We start from the raw sequence: 18,238 nt of genomic DNA on the forward strand, positions 1-18,238 counted from the left end.
AGCACTCGCGTGGCGCGACGGCGTCCGGGCCTTGCCGAAAAGGGAAAGAGCTTGTGGCTCCGCGGCTGCATCCATAGGCCGACGGGACATCCGCCTGGGTCAGCGACGCTTACCCGTACGCGGCGTGCCGTCGCTCCGCGAGGAGCTTGTCAGTTCCGTCGGGCAGCAAAAGGTAAAGGCAAGGAGAACTCTCCTTGCCACTCTCAACATATAGCGCACCGGGGGGCTTGCCGCAAGGCCCGGGTCAGGGCGCAGAATCGTCGGCCGGTGCCACAAGCTACGGAAACGGGGAGCACGGCGTGCGTGTGTTGTTGTCGATGTATGCGGGATGCGGCTTGCCGGAGGCGCCGGTGATTCGATCTGCCGGTGCAGTGCAGCCGCACGCGACTGCCCCGGAGGTGTCGCGATGATCGAGCAGTACGTGTGGGATCTCCACGAGATCGACGAGACGCAGGTCGCGATCGTCGGCGGCAAGGGCGCGCACCTGGGCGGGCTGTCGCGGATCGAAGGCGTCCGCGTGCCGCCCGGCTTCTGCGTGACGACGGAGGCCTTCCGGCGGGTCATGGCGGAAGAGCCGTCGATCGGGGAGCAGCTCGACCGGTTGTCGCGCTTGAGCCCGGACGACCGGGAGGCGATCGGCACGCTCAGCGCGCAGATCCGCCGGACCATCGAGGGGATCGCCATCCCGGGTGATCTCGCGGCGGCGATCACCCGCGCGCTCGCCCGGTCCGGCGGGCAGGCCGCCTACGCGGTCCGTTCCAGCGCGACGGCGGAGGACCTGCCGACGGCCTCCTTCGCCGGCCAGCAGGACACGTATCTGAACGTCGTGGGGCCGACGGCGGTCCTCCAGCACATCAGCCGGTGTTGGGCCTCGCTGTTCACCGAGCGGGCCGTGACCTACCGCCGGCGGAACGGCATCGACCACCGTACGGTCCACATGGCCGTGGTCGTGCAGCAGATGGTCTTCCCGCACGCGGCAGGCGTTCTGTTCACGGCCGATCCCGTCACGGGCAACCGGAAGGTCGCCACCGTGGACGCCGGGTTCGGCCTCGGCGAGGCCCTGGTCTCCGGCCTGGTGAACCCGGATGTCTTCACGGTGCGGGACGGCGAAGTCGTCGCCAAGTCAATCGCCGCCAAACAGCGTGCCGTTCACGCCCTGCCGTCCGGCGGTACGCAGGAGGTGGCGATCGACGCGCGGCGGCAGGGGCGACCGGCACTGACGGACGCGCAGGTCGTGCGGCTCGTACAGCTCGGGCGGCGGATCGAGGCGCACTTCGGCCACCCGCAGGACATCGAATGGTGCCTGGTCGACGACGACTTCCGGATCGTCCAGAGCCGGCCGATCACGACGCTCTTCCCCATCCCCGAGACCGGCGACCGGGAGAATCACGTCTACGTCTCCGTCGGTCACCAGCAGATGATGACCGACCCCATGAAGCCCCTGGGGCTCTCCATGTGGCAGCTGACGGCCATGGTGCCGATGCACGAGGCCGGCGGGAGGCTGTTCGTCGACGTCACCCGGCGCCTGGCCCCGCCCGCGGGCCGTGCCGCCCTCCTGGACCTGATGGGAAGGGGCGATCCGCTGGTCAGGGATGCGCTGGAGACCGTCCTCGACCGCGACGACTTCGTCCCGACGCTCCCGGACGCCCCTCCCGGCGGGCCGCCGGCCGGCGGTGCGTCCGCCCCGGTCGAGACCGATCCGGCCGTCGTCGCCGGGCTGATCGAGCGCAGCCGGGCGTCCGTAGCAGCCCTGGAGCGCGACATCCGGACGAAGACCGGACCGGCGCTGTTCGACTTCCTGTCGGAGGCCTTCGAGGAGCACAAACGAGTCCTCCGCGACCCGTTGAGCATGTCGGTGATCATGGCCGGGATGGAAGCCACATGGTGGCTCAACGACAAGCTGTGGGAGTGGCTGGGCGAGCGGAACGCGGCCGACACGCTCACGCTGTCCGCCCCCGACAACGTCACGTCGGAGATGGGCCTGGCGCTGCTCGATGTCGCGGACGTGATCCGCCCGCATCCGGAAGTGGTGGCGTTCCTGCAGGACGTCGAGGACGAGGGCTTCCTGGACGAGTTGGCGAAGCTCCCGGGCGGGACCGAGGCGCGCGACGCCATCGAGACCTACCTCGACCGGTACGGCATGCGCTGCGTGGGCGAGATCGACATCACGAGGCCGCGCTGGCGCGAGCGCCCCACCACGCTCGTGCCCGCGATCCTCGACAACGTCAGGAACTTCGAACCGGGCGCCGCCGGGCGGCGCTTCGAGGAGGGCCGGCGGAAGGCGCGGGAGAAGGAACAGGACGTGCTGTCACGCCTGCGGGCCCTGCCGGACGGGGACGAGAAGGCCGACGAGGCCAAGCGGATGATCGACCGGGTCCGGACCTTCATCGGGTACCGGGAGTACCCGAAGTACGGCATCGTGAGCCGCTACTTCGTCTACAAGCAGGCTCTGCTGGCGGAGGGCGAGCGCCTCGTGCGGGCCGGTGTGCTTCCCGAGCGGGAGGACATCTTCTACCTCACGTTCCAGGAACTCCACGCCGTCGTGCGCTCGCACCGGGTGGACGACCGGCTCGTCCGGCAGCGCAAGGACGCATTCCGGTCGTACCGCGCGCTCACACCGCCCCGGGTCCTGACATCGGACGGCGAGGCCGTCACCGGGGCGTACCGGCGCGACGACGCGCCCGCCGGAGCCCTGATCGGCCTGCCGGTCTCCGCCGGGACCGTCGAGGGAAGGGCCCGCGTCGTCCTCGACATGGCGGAGGCCGACCTCGAGGCGGGCGACATCCTGGTCACGACCTTCACGGACCCCAGCTGGTCACCGCTGTTCGTCGGAGTCGCGGGCCTGGTGACGGAGGTGGGCGGCCTGATGACCCATGGCGCGGTGATCGCCCGGGAGTACGGCTTGCCGGCCGTCGTGGGCGTCGAGCAGGCCACTCGGCTGATCCGGGACGGGCAGCGGATCCGTGTGCACGGAACAGACGGGTACGTCGAGATCCTTTGACTTGCTCCTCGGGCTGAAGCCCGAGGATTCTGGCCTTCTCGTCCGTTGCTGTGCCGCTACGCGGCACGGGGTTCGGGGGAGAATCCGTGGCTTCCTGCTTCGTCGCGCTGCGCCAGGACGCGTCCTGGTCCTACCTGCGCTCCACAGGCTGTAACCGCCAGTCCGGCGGCCGTTTTGATGTTCTTCGCGGCGTTGTGGTCCCGGTCGTGGACCGCACCACAGGCGGCACAGGTCCAGGTCCGGATGTGCAAGGGCTTGGGGCCGTCCTTGGCCCCGCACTGTGAGCAGACCTGGCTGGTCGGCTCGAACCGATCGGCCTTCACCAGGGTCCGCCCGTACCTGACCGCTTTGTACTCCAGCATGTGTGCGAACTGCGACCAGCCCGCGTCATGCACACTCTTCGCCAGCCTTGTGCGCGCGAGTCCTTTGACCGCCAGGTCTTCCACGGCGATCGCTTGGTTATCGCGGATCAGCTGTGTAGAGATCTGGTGGTGGAACTCACGGCGCTTGTCGGCCACTTGTGCGTGGGCGCGGGCGACCTTGAGCCGGGCCTTCTGGCGGTTCTTGGATCCCTTCTGTTTGCGGGACAGCTCGCGCTGGGCCTTCTTGAGTTTCTTCTCCGCGCGGCGCAGGAACCGTGGGGAGTCGACCTTCGTACCGTCGGACAGGACGGCGAAGTGCGTTAGTCCAAGGTCGATGCCGACCGCCCGGTCGCTGTCGGGCATCCGGGCGGCGTCGGCGGCCGGGTCGGTTTCGATGACGAACGAGGCGAAGTATCGCCCGGCCGCATCTTTGATCACGGTGACCGAGGTCGGGGTGGCGGGCAGGGCGCGAGACCACTTCACCTTCACCGCGCCGACTTTCGGCAGGTTCAGCCGCCCACTGTCAGTGATCGACCAACGGGCATTGGCCGTGAACCGGATCGACTCCCGCTTGTCTTTACGGGACTTGAACCTCGGCACACCTGTTTTCGGCCCCTTGCGGGTGCCCTTGAGAGAGGCGAAGTAGTTGCGGTAGGCGGCCTCCACGTCGCGCAGGGCCTGCTGGAGTACCACGACGGAGACCTCTCCCAGCCAGGAACGCTCTGCGGTCTGCTTGGCCTGGGTGATCAGCTTTTTGGACAGCTCACCGGCCGTCGGGAACGCTGCGCCCGCCTTCCGGGCGTCCTCACGGGCGCGCACCGCGTCGTTGAACACGACGCGGGCGCACCCGAACGCCCGGGCCAGCGCGGCGCGCTGGGCGGTGTCGGGGTACAGGCGGAAGCTGTACCGAAGCTGCATGACGGCCACGATACGTACTTGGGTTATGGGCGAGATGCAGAGGATCAGAACTGGCCGGTACTGTGTTTTCGTGACGCATGTGCACTTGGTCTTCGTGGCCAAGTTCCGGCACAAGGTGTTCACGGATGCCCATCTGACGCGCATGGAGGAGATCATGCGGTCGGTGTGCGGGGACTTCGAGTGCGAGCTGGTGGAGTTCAACGGCGAGGACAGTCATGTCCACCTCCTGGTGAACTTCCCGCCTAAGAGCTCGTAACAGGATCTTGTTGAGGTGTCCTGGTCGGGCGTGACCGGTGTGATGATTTGGCCGTTCGTGATGTGTGAGCACTCGGCCGTGGATCGTGGACGACGACTTGTGGGCGCTGATCGAGCCGCTGCTGCCACCCTGGCCGGAGAAGGCGCCAGGGCCGCGGCCGGTGGCGGACCGGCTGTGCCTACAGGGCATCCTGCACGTCCTGCACAACGACATAGCCTGGCAACTCCTGCCTCTGGAGCTGGGGTTCGGCTCCGGGCAGGCCTGCTGGCGGCGTCTGGAGCGGTAGCAGCAGGCCGGGATCTTCGAGCAACTGCACCGCATTCTGCTCGCCGAACTGAACGCGGCCGGCGAGCTCGACTGGTCCCGCGCGTGCGTGGACGGCTCCCACATCCGTGCGAAAAAGGGGGAGCCGACACCGGTCCGTCGCCGGTCGACCGGCGGAAGACGGGCAGCAAACATCACCTGATCTGCGACGGGAAGGGCACCCCTTACAAGGTCATCACTACCGCCGCCAACGTCAACGACGTGACCCAGACCCTCGCCCTCGTCGACGGCACCCCGTCCGTGGCCGGACGGCCCGGACGCCCGCGCCGCCGCCCCGACTCGCTCCTGGGCGACAAGGGCTACGACTCCAACCCCAATCGGCGTGAGCTGCGCAAACGGCGGATCCTGCCGGTCATCTCCCGCAAGGGCGCCCCGAACATCGAAGGTCTGGGCAAACTCCGCTACGTCGTCGAGCAGACCTTCGCCCTGCTCCACCAGTTCAAGCGCCTCGCCGTCCGCTGGGAACGACGAACCGAACTCCATGACATGTTCGTCTCGTTGGCCTGCGGCCTCATCTGCTGGAGGCGCCTCAAGAAGGCCCACTCGTGATCCTGTTACGAGCTCTAAGGTCGCCGTCACCAAACTGGTCAACTCCCTCAAGGGTGTCTCCTCCAGCCGTCTGCGGCAGGAGTTCCCCGACCTGGTACGGCACTACTGGCGGGCCAACAAACTCTGGTCCGGGTCCTACTTCGCCGGAACCGTCGGCGGCGCCCCGCTCTTCGTGGTCAGGCAATACATAGAGCAGCAAAACCGGCCCGTTTGAGCATCACCCAGTTCTGCCGCGACCCGGCCATCGCGGCGCTCCGCGCCACTGGTGGTGAACACGCGAGGCCCGGCTCCGCCGGCCAGGCATCCGCGACGCTCCGCGTCGTCACGACAAGATTCGCTTCACCACCGGGCTGAAGCCCGATGTACTGCGAATGAATCCCGGTAGCCGAGGTCAAGTCGGCCTCGGAACGGAACCTCCCGAAACGGCCGCGGCCGACAACCGACTTCCCGCTCAGTCCCACCCGGGGGATCCTGAGGCGCGCAATCCACCCACGCACCACACATCGATCGCACGGCGGGAGTGGATCATGAAGAAGTCGCAACGGCTGGTGACGCTGCTGGCAGGTCTGGGGCTCGTGGCCGGCGGGGTTCTGGTCTCCGGTCCGGCATCGGCGGGCGCGGAAACACCGCGCCCGACACCCAAGAAACCCACCCTGGTCAGCCAGAGATCCTTCAGCGCGACGTCGTTGTCGCAGACCCTCTGCTGGACCGGGGTCAACGACGGGCAGATCATCACCTGGTACGGCGCCCCGGTCACGGCCTCGCAGCCCGTCGCGGCCTCGGCATCCGAGGGCGTCATGAACGCGGAGGGCACGGGCGACGCGCACGTCTACGCCGAGAACACGACCGTTCTGAACAGTGCGATCCAGGTCCGGGTGCACACCGGCTGGGGCGCCCCGCTCAGCGTCTGCATCCACTATGTCGGCGTCTGACACCGGCCGTTCCACGACCCGTGCCGGGCCGAAACCGAACCTTGCGAGGGCGCTGAGGCGGGCGTGACGATGGCGGCATGACGCAGCCGGGTGAGAACGCGGGCAGCAGATCCAACGGGCGGGGCGCGGCACGGCGTACGGTGCTCGGCGCGGCCACGGTCGGCGCGGCGGCCCTCGGGCTGCCGTCGGCAGTGGCCGAACCCGCACAGTCCGGGCCCGCCCGCCACCGGCCCACCGGGCAACCGCCCTCGCCCGAACTCCGCGCACTGCTGCGGGAGATCAGCCCGCGCCGCATCGAGGCGACCGTCCGCAAGCTGGTCTCCTTCGGCACCCGGCACACCCTCTCCTCCCAGGAGGATCCCGTACGCGGCGTCGGCGCGGCCCGTGACTGGCTCCTCGCCGAGCTGCGCCGCTCCGCACGGGTCTCCGGCGGCCGGATGACCGTGGAACTCCAGTCGTTCATCCAACAACCCGGACCCCGCGTCCCGGTGCCGACCAGGATCACCAACGTCGTTGCCACGATCCGGGGTTCGGTGACACCCGACCGGATCTATGTGGTATCGGGGCACTACGACACACGGTGCAGCGACCCCATGAACGCGAGCGGCGACGCGCCCGGCGCCGACGACGACGCCTCCGGGGTGGCCGTCGTCCTGGAGCTGGCCCGGGTCTTCGCGACCCGTCGGCCGGCCGCGACCGTGGTGTTCGCGGCGGTGGCGGGCGAGGAGCAGGGACTGTGCGGGTCCGGGCACATGGCCAAGACTTTCCATGGCCAACAGGCCGACATACAGGCCATGTTCACCAACGACATCGTGGGGAGCCCGACCGCCGAGGACGGTTCGCGCGACCCGTACACGATCCGGCTGTTCGCCGAGGGGGTGCCGACCTCGGAGACGCCGGAGCAGGCCGAGGTGCGGCGCTCGGTGGGCGGCGAGAACGACTCGCCCTCGCGCCAGCTGGCCCGGTTCGTCCGGGACACCGCCGAGAACGACGCGACGGGGATGCGGGTACGGGTGATCTACCGCCGCGACCGCTATCTTCGCAGCGGCGACCACATCCCGTTCCTCCAACAGGGCTATCCGGCGGCCCGGTTCACCGAGCCCGCCGAGAACTACGCGCACCAGCACCAGGACGTGCGGATGGTGGACGGCAAGCAGTACGGGGACCTGCCCGAGTTCTGCGACTTCGGCTTCATCGCCCGGGTGGCCCGGGTGAACGGAGCCGCCCTGTGGTCGCTCGCCCAGGCCCCCGGCACCCCGCGCGGCGCGAAGATCCGCACCGCCGCCCTCGGCAACTCCACCGAGCTGGTGTGGGAGCGCGGCCCGGAGCCGGACCTCGCCGGGTACGAGGTGGTGTGGCGGGAGACGACCGAATCGGAGTGGACCCACGTCATCCCGGCCGGGAACGTGACCCGGCACACCGTCGACATGTCCAAGGACAACGTCTTCTTCGGCATCCGCGCGCTGAACCGCTCCGGCCTGCGCAGCCCGGTCGCCTTCCCCGCGCCCCAGGCGTGAAGCCCTGCGGCCGGACCCGTTTCCCCAAGACCAGCCGCTGGACGGCCGGCTGGAACTGTTCGGCATCGACAGCGGCGGGGGCATGTTCCACCGCCGGGCAGACGAATCCCGGTGGCGGCTGGGCCGACTGGGAGAAGCTCGACGGTGTGTTGAGGTCCTGAGCGGGCGTCATCGATCTCGGCACGTAAGGGTGGTATTCCTCGAAGTCCCTGATGCGGTAGGTGTGTCGGTGGTACTCCGTGCTGGGTAAGGCATGCGGATGGGAGCAGGCCGACCGCTGGGGCCGTCAGCGCCGGGAGGCGGTGCGGCTGCGGGCGGCGGAGCTGTTCGCCCAGAACATCAAGCCACCCGAGGTCGCCCGGCGTCCTCGGGTGAGCCTGAAATCGGCCCATTCACCATGGTGCAGCCGACGGCCTCCCGACGGCCGAGCACATGTACTCCACCACCTTCAAACTGCCGCTGACCACACCGCGGCCATCGCCAAAGCCGTCCCCCACGCGAAGGACCTGCTGTGACCTTCTCGCCCACCACCCCCGCGCTCCTGGTCGATCTCGCCCGCGCCGCAGAGCGCGACGGCATCGCCAAGACCGTCGTCGGCGCCGTCATCGCGGACGGCGACGGCAAGGTATTGCTGCTGCGCCGGCCGGCCGGCGACTATCTCGGCGGCCTGTGGGAGTTGCCCTCGGGCGGCGTCGACGGCGGTGAAGACCTGGCCGAGGCGCTGCGGCGGGAGGTCGCCGAGGAGACGGGGCTGATGGTCAGCACCATCGGGGACTACCTCGGGTACTTCGACTACCGCTCCGGCAGCGGACGCGCCACCCGCCAGTTCAACTTCACCGTCGCCGCCACAGGTGAGGCGATCAAGCTCACCGAACACGACGCATACCGGTGGGCCGACAGCGCCCAGCACCACCGAACCTCCACCGCGGTCCGGGCCGTCCTCGACGCATGGCGCGCCGGGACGGCACGTTGACCGCCCGGACGGAAGCGATCACCCGCGCCCGCCCACCGTCTCGCGGATCCATCCCGCATACGCGGGCACGCTGCTGTACAACCCCGGCCCCGCCGCGCACGGCAGGTCCGGAGCACCGGGGCCCGAGGTGACCCCGATCAGCTCCCACCGGCCGTCCCTGCCGCGCTGGAGCTGCGGTCCGCCGGAGTCCCCGAAGCACGCCATGGCGTGCGGGACCCGGCTGATCGTGCACAGTCGGGTCTCCCCCGCGTAGCCGGGGGCGCATTCGGCGTCCGCGCCTCTTCGGGCCTCCAACTCCCGGAGCCGGTCCGGGAACTTCATCGCCTTGTAGTCCCTCGTGTCGACGACGGTGCCGAAGCCCAGGAGCCGGGTCGGGGTGCCGGGCGGCCCGGGCCGGGCGGCGATGCGGACGGGCTGCTCCACGACCGGGCGGTCCAGCCGGACCAGCGCGACGTCGTTCCGGTTGGGTCCCTCTCCTTCGCCGAGGCGGAAGCCCGTGTGGACCACTGTCCGCGCGATGGAACGCACCGTGCCCCCGGACAGCCGGTGCGGGCTGCCGATCCGGACGATGCCGTCCGGGGTCACGCCGCTCGCCGGGTCGACGCAATGGGCCGCCGTCAGCACCCACTGCGGGTCGATCAGCGACGCACCGCAGGTGCCGTCGTCGCGAATCGTCCCGATCGGCAACGGGATGGTGGCCATGAAGGGGTAACGCTCCTCCGACGCCTTCCCGTTGACGATCGCTCCTGCGCCGGAGGTCATCGCGGTGGCGCACACCGCGACGGCCAGGGCGACGGTCGCGGCACGTGCTGTACGACGGCGTGCGGGCTTCGGACCGGCAACACTGGACATGATGGACGCCTCCGGTGATCGGGGATGCGGGTCCGTTCATCCTCCGCGTCTGCCGCCCGCCGGACCATCCGGGCAGCCGGACCGGGGAACGGGGGGTTATCCTCCCGCCGGGCGTCCGCCCACCCGGCCCCCAAAACACCTCTTAAAACCCTCTTAGGGCATTTCTCCATGCTGTGGCCATGGCTACAGCACACGACACCCTCTCGGTGGTCGTCGGAGCGGGTGGTACCGGCGGCCACATCTACCCCGGCCTGGCCGTCGCCGAGGCGCTGCGAAGAGCCGTGCCGGACGCGGTGATCAGCTTCGTCGGGACCGACCGCGGGCTCGAGACGCGGCTGATACCGGAGGCCGGGTACCGGCTGCACACAGTCGACATGATCCCCTTCGATCCGTCGCTCGGCGCCCGCAGATTCCTGCTGCCCGCCGATCTGCTCCGCTCGGGGCTCCAGGCGCGACGGGTGATCGAGGAGCAGGGCGCCCAGGTCGTCATCGGCATGGGCGGGTATCCGAGCGCGCCCGCCGTGCTCGGGGCACGGCTGGCGGGACGGCCCGCGCTGGTGCACGAGTCCAACGCGGTGCCGGGGCGCGCGAACCGCTTCGCGGCCGCGCTCACCCCGCACGTGGCGCTGGCCTTCGACCGTACGCGCCGCCATCTGCCGGACCGCACCGCCGAGCGGGCGCGAACCGTGGGCATGCCCCTGGCCGGGGCGGTGGCAGGGCTCGACCGGACGGCCAGGGAAGCCCTGCGCGGCACCGCCCGGCACGCGTTCGGCGTGCCGCCCCACGCACGGACGGTGCTGTTCAACGGCGGCAGCCTCGGCGCGGCCCGGCTCACCGAGGCCGCGGTCGGCCTGGCCCGGCGCTGGAAGGCCCGTACGGACGTCCACTTGGTGATCAAGACCGGTCCGGCGGCGCTGGACGACGTCCGGGCCCGGCTGGCCGCGGACGGGTCCGCGCACGTCGCCACGGCCGTCGGCTACCTGGACCGCATGGACCTGGCCTACGCGGCCGCCGACCTCATGGTGTGCCGGGCCGGTTCGGCCACGGTGGCGGAGCTGGCGGAGCTCGGGATGCCCGCCGTGCTCGTCCCGTACCCGCACGCCCCGCACGACCACCAGACGCACAACGCCCGGGTGTTGAGCGACACCGGCGCCGGGCTGCTGCTGCCGGACGCGGAGACGGACGGCGAGCGGCTGGCGGAGCTGATCGGCCCGCTGCTCGCCGATCCGCGGCGGCTGGCCGCGATGGGCGCCGCCGCCCGCCCCGGCACCCATGCGGCGGCCGCCGACCTGATGGCGGCGTGGGTGCTGCGTCTGGCCGGCCGCCGCACCCCTGCCCTGATGACGAGTTGAGGAGCACGACATGAACGCGAACGACGTCCGGACCGGTTGGCACGACCGGACCGTCCTGGTCACCGGCGCCGAGGGGTTCATCGGCTCCACGCTGGTGGACCTGCTGGTCGAGCGCGGGGCGCGGGTGCGCGTGCTCGCGCACTACAAGCCCTACGCCGAACGCGGCCATCTGGCCCGCCACTTCGGGCCCGGCTCCCCCGTGGAGATCCTGGCGGGGGACGTACGGGACGCGAACCGCGTGACGGACGCCGTCGCCGGATGCGACACCGTCTTCCATCTGGCGGCGCTCATCGGCATCCCGTACAGCTACGCGTCCCCCGAGGCGTACGTCCAGACCAATGTGGCGGGTACGAGAACGTGGCCGGGGCCTGCCGCCGCCACGGCGTGCGCCGCATGCTGCACACCTCGACCAGCGAGGTCTACGGCACGGCCCGGACCGTCCCGATCCGCGAGGACCATCCGCTCCAGCCCCAGTCGCCGTACTCCGCCTCGAAGATCGGCGCGGACATGCTGGCGCTGTCGTACGCGCACTCCTTCGACCTCCCCGTCACGGTGGTGCGCCCCTTCAACACCTACGGCCCGCGGCAGTCCGCCCGTGCGGTGATCCCCACGATCCTGGCCCAGTTGCACTCCGGCGCCGACGAGATCCGGCTGGGTTCGGTCTCTCCCACCCGTGACTTCACCTATGTCACCGACACCGCGGAGGGCTTCCTGGCCCTCGCCGACTGCGACCGGGCGGTCGGGCACGCGGTCAACCTCGGCACCGGGCGCGAGATCTCCATCGGCGATCTGGCCGCCTCGCTGATCCGCGCCTCGGGCCGGGACGCGAAGGTCGTCGTGGACGAGTCGCGGCTGCGGCCGTCCGGCAGCGAGGTCGAGCGGCTGCTCTCGGACAACTCCCGTGCCCGCGAATGGGCCGGCTGGACCCCGCGGGTGGACCTGGAGGAGGGCCTGGCCCGCACCTCCGACTGGGTCAGGGACAACCTGCACCTCTTCGCCCCCGACCGCTACCAGGTCTGAGAAGGAACGACGACATGACGACGACCAAACGCCGCCCCATATGGGCCGTGGCCTGCGTGGCCGCCCTGGCCCTGATCGCCTGGCCGGTGCTGAAGTTCACCGGCGCCTTCTCCGACGAGGGCGACCCGATCACCTTCGGCAAGGACGGCGGCGGGGCGGGCACGGGAGCCCATGGCACCCTCATGCCCACCGGCCCGAAGGCCGACTTCCGGGTCGCCAACACCGTGCAGGACGGCACCAAGATCGGTGTGGTCACCCTGGACGGCAAGAAGTCCGGCTTCAAGGGCAAGGTGTGGGTCTGGGCCCCGAAGCAGTACGACGACCCCAAGTACGCCAAGTCCGGCTTCCCCGTCCTGATCGCCCTGCCCGGCGGCAACGGCTACCCGGTCAACTACTGGATGGGAACGGACCTCAAGCTCCAGTCCTCGATCGCCCAGTGGTCGAAGGAGGGCAAGAGCCTGCCCTTCATCGTGGCGATGCCGGTGCTCAACCCGGACGACAAGAACTACTACGACGGCAGCGACATCCCCGGGCAGCCCAAGATGGGCACCTGGCTGACCGAGGACGTCCCGGACCTGATCAAGGCCAACTTCCGTACGCTGAAGCAGCGTGACGGCTGGGCCTTCATGGGCTCCTCCTCCGGCGCCTTCGCGGGCCTGAAGGCGGTGCTCCAGCACCCCGACAAGTTCAAGGCCGTGATCGCCTCCGGCCCGGACATCGTCCCCGACTCCCCGCTCTGGGCCGGCCACTCCGAGGAGAAGGCCGCGAACAACCCGGAGGTGCTGGCGAAGCGGCTGATCGACGGCAAGGGCCCGGACGTCTACCTCGCCTTCCAGGTCGGCACGAAGGAGCGGACGTCGATGAAGAACACCAAGGACTTCATCGCGTCCTACGGCAACAAGGGACCGGTGCACACCACGCTGCGGGAGATCCCGGACGGCGAGCACAACGCCAAGACCTATGTGCCGAGCATGGGCATGGGACCGATCCAGTGGATCAGCGAGCACATGACCGGGCCGACGCCTTGAGACAACAGCCCACGCGATGACGGCCGTTATCGCGTGGGCGCGGCGCCGTCCGGCCCGGTCGGCCGCCGGGGGGCGCCGGGTGCCCGATGGGTGCGGGCGAGGTGTTCCTGGAGGCGGGCGTGGCGGAACTGGTAGACCGCGCCGGCCTGGCGGAGGACGCCGCGCCGGTAGGCGTCCTCCAGGAAGGCGACGACGGGCCAGGGCAGCCGACCGGTCAGCGGCAGCCAGATCCGGGAGAAGACCACCCACTGGCCGTAGGCGGTGAAGGAGAGCAAGTAGCTGAGTACACCGCCGAGACCGCTGGTGACACCGACCTGGACCAACGACGAGAGCTCCCAGCTGATCGGCCCCAGGACCACCGACATGGGACGCATCATCACCAGGGCCCCGGAGCCGACCAGGAGCCCGAAGGCAGGGGTCCAGAGGAGGAACTGGGCAGTGATCGTCCGGCGGTTCGTGCGCAGCAGGCCCACCGGATTGACCGCCGACTGGACGTCGAGCGGGGTTTCGAGGAAGGCCTGGAGGCCGAAGGCGGGTCCGGCTCCCAGGGCGAAGACGACTCCGAAGAGGATGCCGTCCCTGAAGCCGATGTCCAGGAACTCCGGGAAGCCGATGCGCAGGAGGAAGCAGTTGAGCATTCCCCAGACGAAGCCGTAGCCGAAGCCGTAGGAGACCCCGCAGGCCAACCCGATCATGAGCCGGGAGGGGATGCTCCGCCCGGCCCTCCGGGCCCCGCCGAACACCCTCACGCGCATTCCGGAGGGCGGCACGGCGGTGTCCTTGGCCGCGAACATGAACCAGTACGCGGTCCCCAGGGCGAGCCCGGTGAAGAGCCCTGCGGTCGCCACGTTCACGAACTGGATCGCGACGTTGTGCCAGGAGCCGGTAAAAGCGCCGCCCGAGGCACCGGCCGTCCCGATGACGAGCCCCATGGTCAGACAGACCGCCGTCGCGGCCACCAGTGCGGTCACCAGCGCGCGCGTACGGCGGCGCAGCCCCGAACCGAGGCGCCACCACTCCAGGTCGGGGGTGCCGAGCCGGGTCAGGTGATCGGCGAGGTGGCCGAGCCAGTACCGGGCGCGTTCCGGGTCGATGTCCGGTCGCGGCCCGCTGCGCGGCAGGTGTTCCGGCCGGGGCCGGTAGGCGGCGGTGACGAAGTTGTCGAGGAAGTGCTCCTCCAGTTGCCCGGGGCCGTCGAACCGGCGGGTGTCCAGGAGCGAGGCCGGGTCGTGGCCGGGAGTGTCGCTGTAGACGGCGCGGGCGATCGTGACCATCAGCGGGGTGGTAAGAACGGTGGCGAGGTCGGCGCAGGCCCGGCTGTCCGGCCGTTCGCGCAGTGCGGCCAGGACGGGATCCCAGGCGGTTCCCCCGGGGTTCGCGCCTCGGGCCTTGCGCGTGCTGCGCGGCAGGTAGTCGGCCAGGTCGTCCAGGGTGAGATCGGTCAGCTCCACCGCGGCGGCGGAGGTGAGCACGTCGGTCTCCGCCACGGCGGCCGCGTACTCCGCGGGACGGCTCGTCAGCAGCAGGGGCAGGGTCGTGGCGTTGAGCGCCTCCAGCGCGGGGCGGCGCAGACCGTCGGCGATCTCGTCGAAACCGTCCAGCACCGGGAGCACCCATCCGGACTCCACCAGCGCGGCGGCCAGAGGGGACCCGCCGGGGCCCGGGGCGGTGAGACCCGGGTGATCGCGGGTCAGTTGGGCGGCGAGCCAGTCCCGGAAGGTGAGGGCGGAGGGGTCCCACGAGCCGATGCTGAAGATCACCGGTACGGCCTCGGTCAGGGCTCTCGACTTCAGGCGGTCGAGGACGAACCGCACGGTGAGGATCGTCTTCCCCGAGCCGGACCGGCCCAGCACCACCAGCCGCCCGGACGGGATCCGCCGGTACACACCCACGATCTCGTCCAGCCGCCCGCTCAGGTCGAGCGGGCCGTGCGCGCTCCCGGCGGGCAGGCGGAGGATGTTGGCCCAGTGGTCGGTCAACTCCTCGGGAACCGGCCGCCAGCGCACCGGCAGCGGATACGGGTCGTGGACCTGCCGGTGCTCCTCCTCGCGCTGCCAGCGGGTGGTCACCGACTGCGCAAGCAGCTCGGCGACCTCGGCCAGGGGCTCGTACCACGCCGAACCCGGCTGCCCGGCGGCGGATTCGACATGGTCGGCCGAGCCGTCGGGCCGGTCCCCGGGCCCGGTCCGGCGGACGGCGGCCGCCAGCAACTCCTCGCGTTCCGCGGGCCGCAGTCCGAGTGCGTCGGCGAGCAGCCGCACCGTGGCCACCCTGGGGTCGGCCCGCTCTCCCGTCTCCAGCCCCCGGACGGTACGCACGCCCACTCCCGCGCGCTCCGCCAGGGTCTCCTGGGTCATTCCCCTGTTGTGCCGCAGTTGCCGTAACAGGGTGCCGAACTCCATGGCCACAGGTCACGACCTCTCCCTCGGACACGCGTTTGCCGAGGCGAGGACTCTAGCGCGGCGGGACGCGCGGCATCCTGGGGGCGGCGGCGCCCCTTCCCGCTTCTCCCGGTCCCGCTCCTCCCGGTCTCACTTCTCCCGGCGGTGTTCTCCCGCGGCGTGCGACAGGAGCGGGGCGGACCCGGGCCGCCGGGGCGGTGTCGACCAGAGGTATGCGTCGGGCGCGAAGGAGCGCAGCCGTTTCACGAGCCGGCCGGTGGACCAGGGCCAGCAGAAGGTGTTCACCCCGGGAAGGCCGAAGTAATAGCCGGACCCGTCGGCGGTGTTGTAGACGGTGGTCCGCAACGCCGCCTGAAGGGCCGTGTGGTGCGCGTCCTGGACCTCCGGCCGGACGTCGAAGGAGGTGTATCCGCCGGCGCGGAGGTGGACGAGGGCGCTGACGATGTAGTGGAGTTGGGCCTCCACGGCGGTGGGGACCGCGGTGGTGCCGGAGAACAGGTTCGGCCCCGGGAGCAGGAAGAGGTTGGGGAACCCGCTGACGCTGGTGCCGAGGTAGGCACGGCGGTCGCGCTCCCAGCTCCGGGCCAGGGTGGTGCCGTCGGCGCCGTGGAGGGCGAACGGCGCGGCGCCGACACGGAAGCCGGTGGCGAGGACGACGACGTCGGCGCGGACGCGGGTGCCGTCGGCGCCGATGACCTCCCGGTCCTGCACGGAGGCGACCCGGGTGGGGTGGAGCCGAACGTTGGGCCTGGTGAGGGCCGGATAATAGGTGTCGGAGGCGATGATGCGGCGAACCCCGAAGCGGTAGCGGGGAGTCAGCGCCTGGCGCAGGGCCGGGTCGGGGACGGACCTGCGCAGATGGAGCCGGGCCATGGCCTCGAGGGGCGGCAGCAGACGGGGGTGGCGCAGGAGGAGGCCGATGGCCTCCTGGGTCCAGTAGTGCTGGCCGCGGAAGGCGCGGCGCACGACCGGGTGCCGGTGGAGGGCCGGCGGCAGGGCGTAGTCGGGCTTGGGCAGCACCCACTGCGGGGTGCTCTGGAAGACGTCCACGCGCTCCGCCCGGGGCTGGATCTCGGGGACGAACTGCACGGCGGACGCCCCGGTGCCGACGACGGCGACACGGCGGCCGGTCAGGTCGACGTCGTGGTTCCAGCGGGCGGAGTGGAAGACGGGGCCGGGGAAGGTGTCGAGGCCGGGGATGTCCGGGTAACGGGGGCGGTGCCAGGGGCCGGTGGCCACGACGACGGAACGGGCGGTGCGGGTGCCGGCGGTGGTCCGTAGGACCCAGTGGTGCGCGGCCGCGTCCCACCGCGCCTCCAGCACCTCCACGCCGTGGTGGACGGCCCTGTCCAGGCCGTGGTCCGAAGCGGTGGTCCGCAGGTAGTCCAGGATCTCGGACCGGGGGGCGAAGCACCTCTTCCAGGCGTGGGGGGCGAAGGAGTACTCGTACAGCATGGCGGGGACGTCACAGCCGCAGCCGGGGTAGGCGTTGTCGCGCCATGTGCCGCCCGTGTGCGCGGACTTCTCCAGCACGACGACGTCGTCGAAGCCGGCCCGGCGCAGGGCGATCACCGCGGCGATGCCGGAGAGACCGGCGCCGATGACGGCGACTTCCGTCGCTCCGTCGGCCATGGCGTCTCCCCCCTGGTAGTCCGCCGAGGTGGTGAACGTACCAATTGGCGATACCAGAACAAGGGGTGCAACGAGAACGCAACTCATATGAGTGACTCGCCCCCGCTAAGGGTGTATCGATCACCTTTCCGGCGAAAACTCCGCGTCATGACGGTGGAGGTGGATCCATCGGACCGGGAACTCCCCTACCCGAGCGGCTGGTTCTTCCTGGCGCTCTCCCGCGAGCTGGCCCCCGGCCGCGTCCTGACCCGGCGGCTGGCGGGCGAGGACGTGGTCCTCTACCGCACCGACGACGGAACGCCCTATGCGGTGCACCCCTACTGCCCGCACCTCGGCGCCCACTTCGGCGCCGGAGGCACCGTCGAGGGCCTGAACCTCGTATGCCCCTTCCATCACTTCGCCTTCGCCCCTGACGGCACATGCGTCGCAACGCCCGACGGCAGGCCCCCGCGTGCGCGGGTGGAGCACCATACGATCCACGAACGCAACGGCATGGTCTTCGGCTGGTACGCGCCCGACGGTACCGGGCCCACCTGGGAGGCCCCGGAGACGGCCCCGGGCGGAGTCGTTCCGACGGCCCTCTGGAGCATCGAGGTCCACGCCCCCGCCCAGGAACTCCCCGAGAACGCCTGCGACTACCGGCATCTGCCGGTCGTGCACCGGGTGACCCTGCGGGAACTGGATCCGCCGAAGGCGGAAGGCCCGTACCTGCGTTATCGCCTCAGGCTCGGCCCGGCCCGGCCCGCCGCTCTGCGCAGGTTCCAGGTCGACCACTCCTTCCTCATGGCCGGGCTGGGGTGTCTGCGCGTCGAGGCCGCCCTGCCCCGGCTCGGACTCGTCACCTACCTCTGGGCCCTCCATACGCCGACCGCGTCCGGGCGCACGCTCCTGACCGTCGCGTCGGCCTGCTCGGGCAGCCGGTCACCGCGGTCCGCGAGCACGTCGCCCCTGCACCGCGCCGTCGCCCACGGGTTGCTGCTGGGCGCGACCCGCAAGGTCCTGCAGGACGTGACGATCTGGAACACCAAGCGCTATGAGCCTCGCCCCCCGCCTCACCACCGGCGACGAGGCCATCGGCCTCTACCGCCACTGGGTCCGCCAGTTCTACCCGCCCCCGTGA

11 protein-coding genes and 4 pseudogenes are annotated in these 18,238 nt (G+C 70.6%); 11 read left to right on the forward strand and 4 right to left on the reverse strand.

Translation table 11 applies throughout. From position 1 onward, the window contains the following. The first annotated feature begins 406 nt into the window (after positions 1–406). Positions 407–3,001, forward strand: a complete 2,595-nt coding sequence (rph, locus tag AB8735_RS06135) for a rifamycin-inactivating phosphotransferase (protein ID WP_372405866.1) — start codon at positions 407–409, stop codon at positions 2,999–3,001. Positions 3,002–3,057: 56 nt separating this feature from the next. Here rph and AB8735_RS06140 read toward each other — a convergent pair whose 3' ends face one another. Beyond that, positions 3,058–4,281, reverse strand: coding sequence for an RNA-guided endonuclease InsQ/TnpB family protein (locus AB8735_RS06140; protein ID WP_372405868.1), 1,224 nt, complete (start codon positions 4,279–4,281; stop codon positions 3,058–3,060). A 34-nt stretch (positions 4,282–4,315) separates the two neighbouring features. Here AB8735_RS06140 and tnpA (AB8735_RS06145) point away from each other — a divergent pair, with 34 nt between their 5' ends. The 6 genes and pseudogenes from tnpA (AB8735_RS06145) to AB8735_RS06170 all read left to right on the forward strand — a co-directional run bounded on the left by tnpA (AB8735_RS06145) (position 4,316) and on the right by AB8735_RS06170 (position 8,832). Further along, positions 4,316–4,537 carry an IS200/IS605 family transposase gene (gene tnpA / locus AB8735_RS06145; RefSeq protein ID WP_372405869.1) on the forward strand — a complete coding sequence of 74 codons (222 nt, stop codon included), beginning with the start codon at positions 4,316–4,318 and terminating at the stop codon, positions 4,535–4,537. Positions 4,538–4,601: 64 nt separating this feature from the next. After that, a pseudogene (locus AB8735_RS06150) lies at positions 4,602–5,410 on the forward strand (IS5 family transposase). A gap of 16 nt (positions 5,411–5,426) precedes the next feature. Continuing rightward, positions 5,427–5,624: pseudogene (gene tnpA / locus AB8735_RS06155) on the forward strand (IS200/IS605 family transposase); the annotation flags it as partial. Between the two features lie 313 nt (positions 5,625–5,937). Further along, entirely contained in the window at positions 5,938–6,342 is a 405-nt protein-coding gene (locus AB8735_RS06160) for a hypothetical protein (protein ID WP_372405871.1), read from the forward strand. Between the two features lie 77 nt (positions 6,343–6,419). Further along, positions 6,420–7,859: a M20/M25/M40 family metallo-hydrolase gene (locus AB8735_RS06165; RefSeq protein ID WP_372405874.1), complete on the forward strand. Its 1,440-nt coding sequence runs from the start codon at positions 6,420–6,422 to the stop codon at positions 7,857–7,859. Positions 7,860–8,370: 511 nt separating this feature from the next. Then, a complete protein-coding gene (locus AB8735_RS06170; protein ID WP_372405875.1) occupies positions 8,371–8,832 on the forward strand; it encodes an NUDIX domain-containing protein in 462 nt (153 codons plus the stop codon). 18 nt (positions 8,833–8,850) lie between these two features. On the opposite strand, the gene AB8735_RS06175 is transcribed toward AB8735_RS06170, so the two are convergent. Then, a complete protein-coding gene (locus tag AB8735_RS06175; protein WP_372405877.1) occupies positions 8,851–9,684 on the reverse strand; it encodes a trypsin-like serine protease in 834 nt (277 codons plus the stop codon). 179 nt (positions 9,685–9,863) lie between these two features. Between AB8735_RS06175 and AB8735_RS06180 the strand changes: the two genes are divergently transcribed. The 3 genes and pseudogenes from AB8735_RS06180 to AB8735_RS06190 all read left to right on the forward strand — a co-directional run bounded on the left by AB8735_RS06180 (position 9,864) and on the right by AB8735_RS06190 (position 13,084). Next, complete coding sequence (locus AB8735_RS06180; protein WP_372405879.1) at positions 9,864–11,036, forward strand: glycosyltransferase; 1,173 nt, start codon at positions 9,864–9,866, stop codon at positions 11,034–11,036. Between the two features lie 10 nt (positions 11,037–11,046). Further along, positions 11,047–12,056: pseudogene (locus AB8735_RS06185) on the forward strand (SDR family NAD(P)-dependent oxidoreductase). A gap of 14 nt (positions 12,057–12,070) precedes the next feature. Beyond that, positions 12,071–13,084: an alpha/beta hydrolase gene (locus AB8735_RS06190; protein ID WP_372405881.1), complete on the forward strand. Its 1,014-nt coding sequence runs from the start codon at positions 12,071–12,073 to the stop codon at positions 13,082–13,084. A gap of 26 nt (positions 13,085–13,110) precedes the next feature. Here AB8735_RS06190 and AB8735_RS06195 read toward each other — a convergent pair whose 3' ends face one another. Both AB8735_RS06195 and AB8735_RS06200 read right to left on the reverse strand, forming a co-directional pair. Continuing rightward, complete coding sequence (locus AB8735_RS06195; RefSeq protein WP_372405884.1) at positions 13,111–15,486, reverse strand: NACHT domain-containing NTPase; 2,376 nt, start codon at positions 15,484–15,486, stop codon at positions 13,111–13,113. A 129-nt stretch (positions 15,487–15,615) separates the two neighbouring features. Beyond that, positions 15,616–17,118 carry an NAD(P)/FAD-dependent oxidoreductase gene (locus tag AB8735_RS06200; RefSeq protein WP_344022683.1) on the reverse strand — a complete coding sequence of 501 codons (1,503 nt, stop codon included), beginning with the start codon at positions 17,116–17,118 and terminating at the stop codon, positions 15,616–15,618. Positions 17,119–17,265: 147 nt separating this feature from the next. Between AB8735_RS06200 and AB8735_RS06205 the strand changes: the two are divergent. Then, positions 17,266–18,153 (forward strand): annotated as a pseudogene (locus AB8735_RS06205) (aromatic ring-hydroxylating dioxygenase subunit alpha); the annotation flags it as partial. Positions 18,154–18,238: the final 85 nt, after the last annotated feature.

Source organism: Streptomyces luteireticuli (genome assembly GCF_041519305.1).
Lineage (GTDB): Bacteria > Actinomycetota > Actinomycetes > Streptomycetales > Streptomycetaceae > Streptomyces > Streptomyces luteireticuli.

Coding starts and splice junctions, on each gene's coding strand:
- tnpA (WP_372405869.1), top strand. CDS start 4,316: ATGCAGAGGATCAGAACTGGCCGGTACTGTGTTTTCGTGACGCATGTG.
- AB8735_RS06195 (WP_372405884.1), bottom strand. CDS start 15,486: ATGGAGTTCGGCACCCTGTTACGGCAACTGCGGCACAACAGGGGAATG.
- AB8735_RS06160 (WP_372405871.1), top strand. CDS start 5,938: ATGAAGAAGTCGCAACGGCTGGTGACGCTGCTGGCAGGTCTGGGGCTC.
- AB8735_RS06175 (WP_372405877.1), bottom strand. CDS start 9,684: ATGTCCAGTGTTGCCGGTCCGAAGCCCGCACGCCGTCGTACAGCACGT.
- AB8735_RS06200 (WP_344022683.1), bottom strand. CDS start 17,118: ATGGCCGACGGAGCGACGGAAGTCGCCGTCATCGGCGCCGGTCTCTCC.
- rph (WP_372405866.1), top strand. CDS start 407: ATGATCGAGCAGTACGTGTGGGATCTCCACGAGATCGACGAGACGCAG.
- AB8735_RS06140 (WP_372405868.1), bottom strand. CDS start 4,281: ATGCAGCTTCGGTACAGCTTCCGCCTGTACCCCGACACCGCCCAGCGC.
- AB8735_RS06180 (WP_372405879.1), top strand. CDS start 9,864: ATGGCTACAGCACACGACACCCTCTCGGTGGTCGTCGGAGCGGGTGGT.
- AB8735_RS06190 (WP_372405881.1), top strand. CDS start 12,071: ATGACGACGACCAAACGCCGCCCCATATGGGCCGTGGCCTGCGTGGCC.
- AB8735_RS06165 (WP_372405874.1), top strand. CDS start 6,420: ATGACGCAGCCGGGTGAGAACGCGGGCAGCAGATCCAACGGGCGGGGC.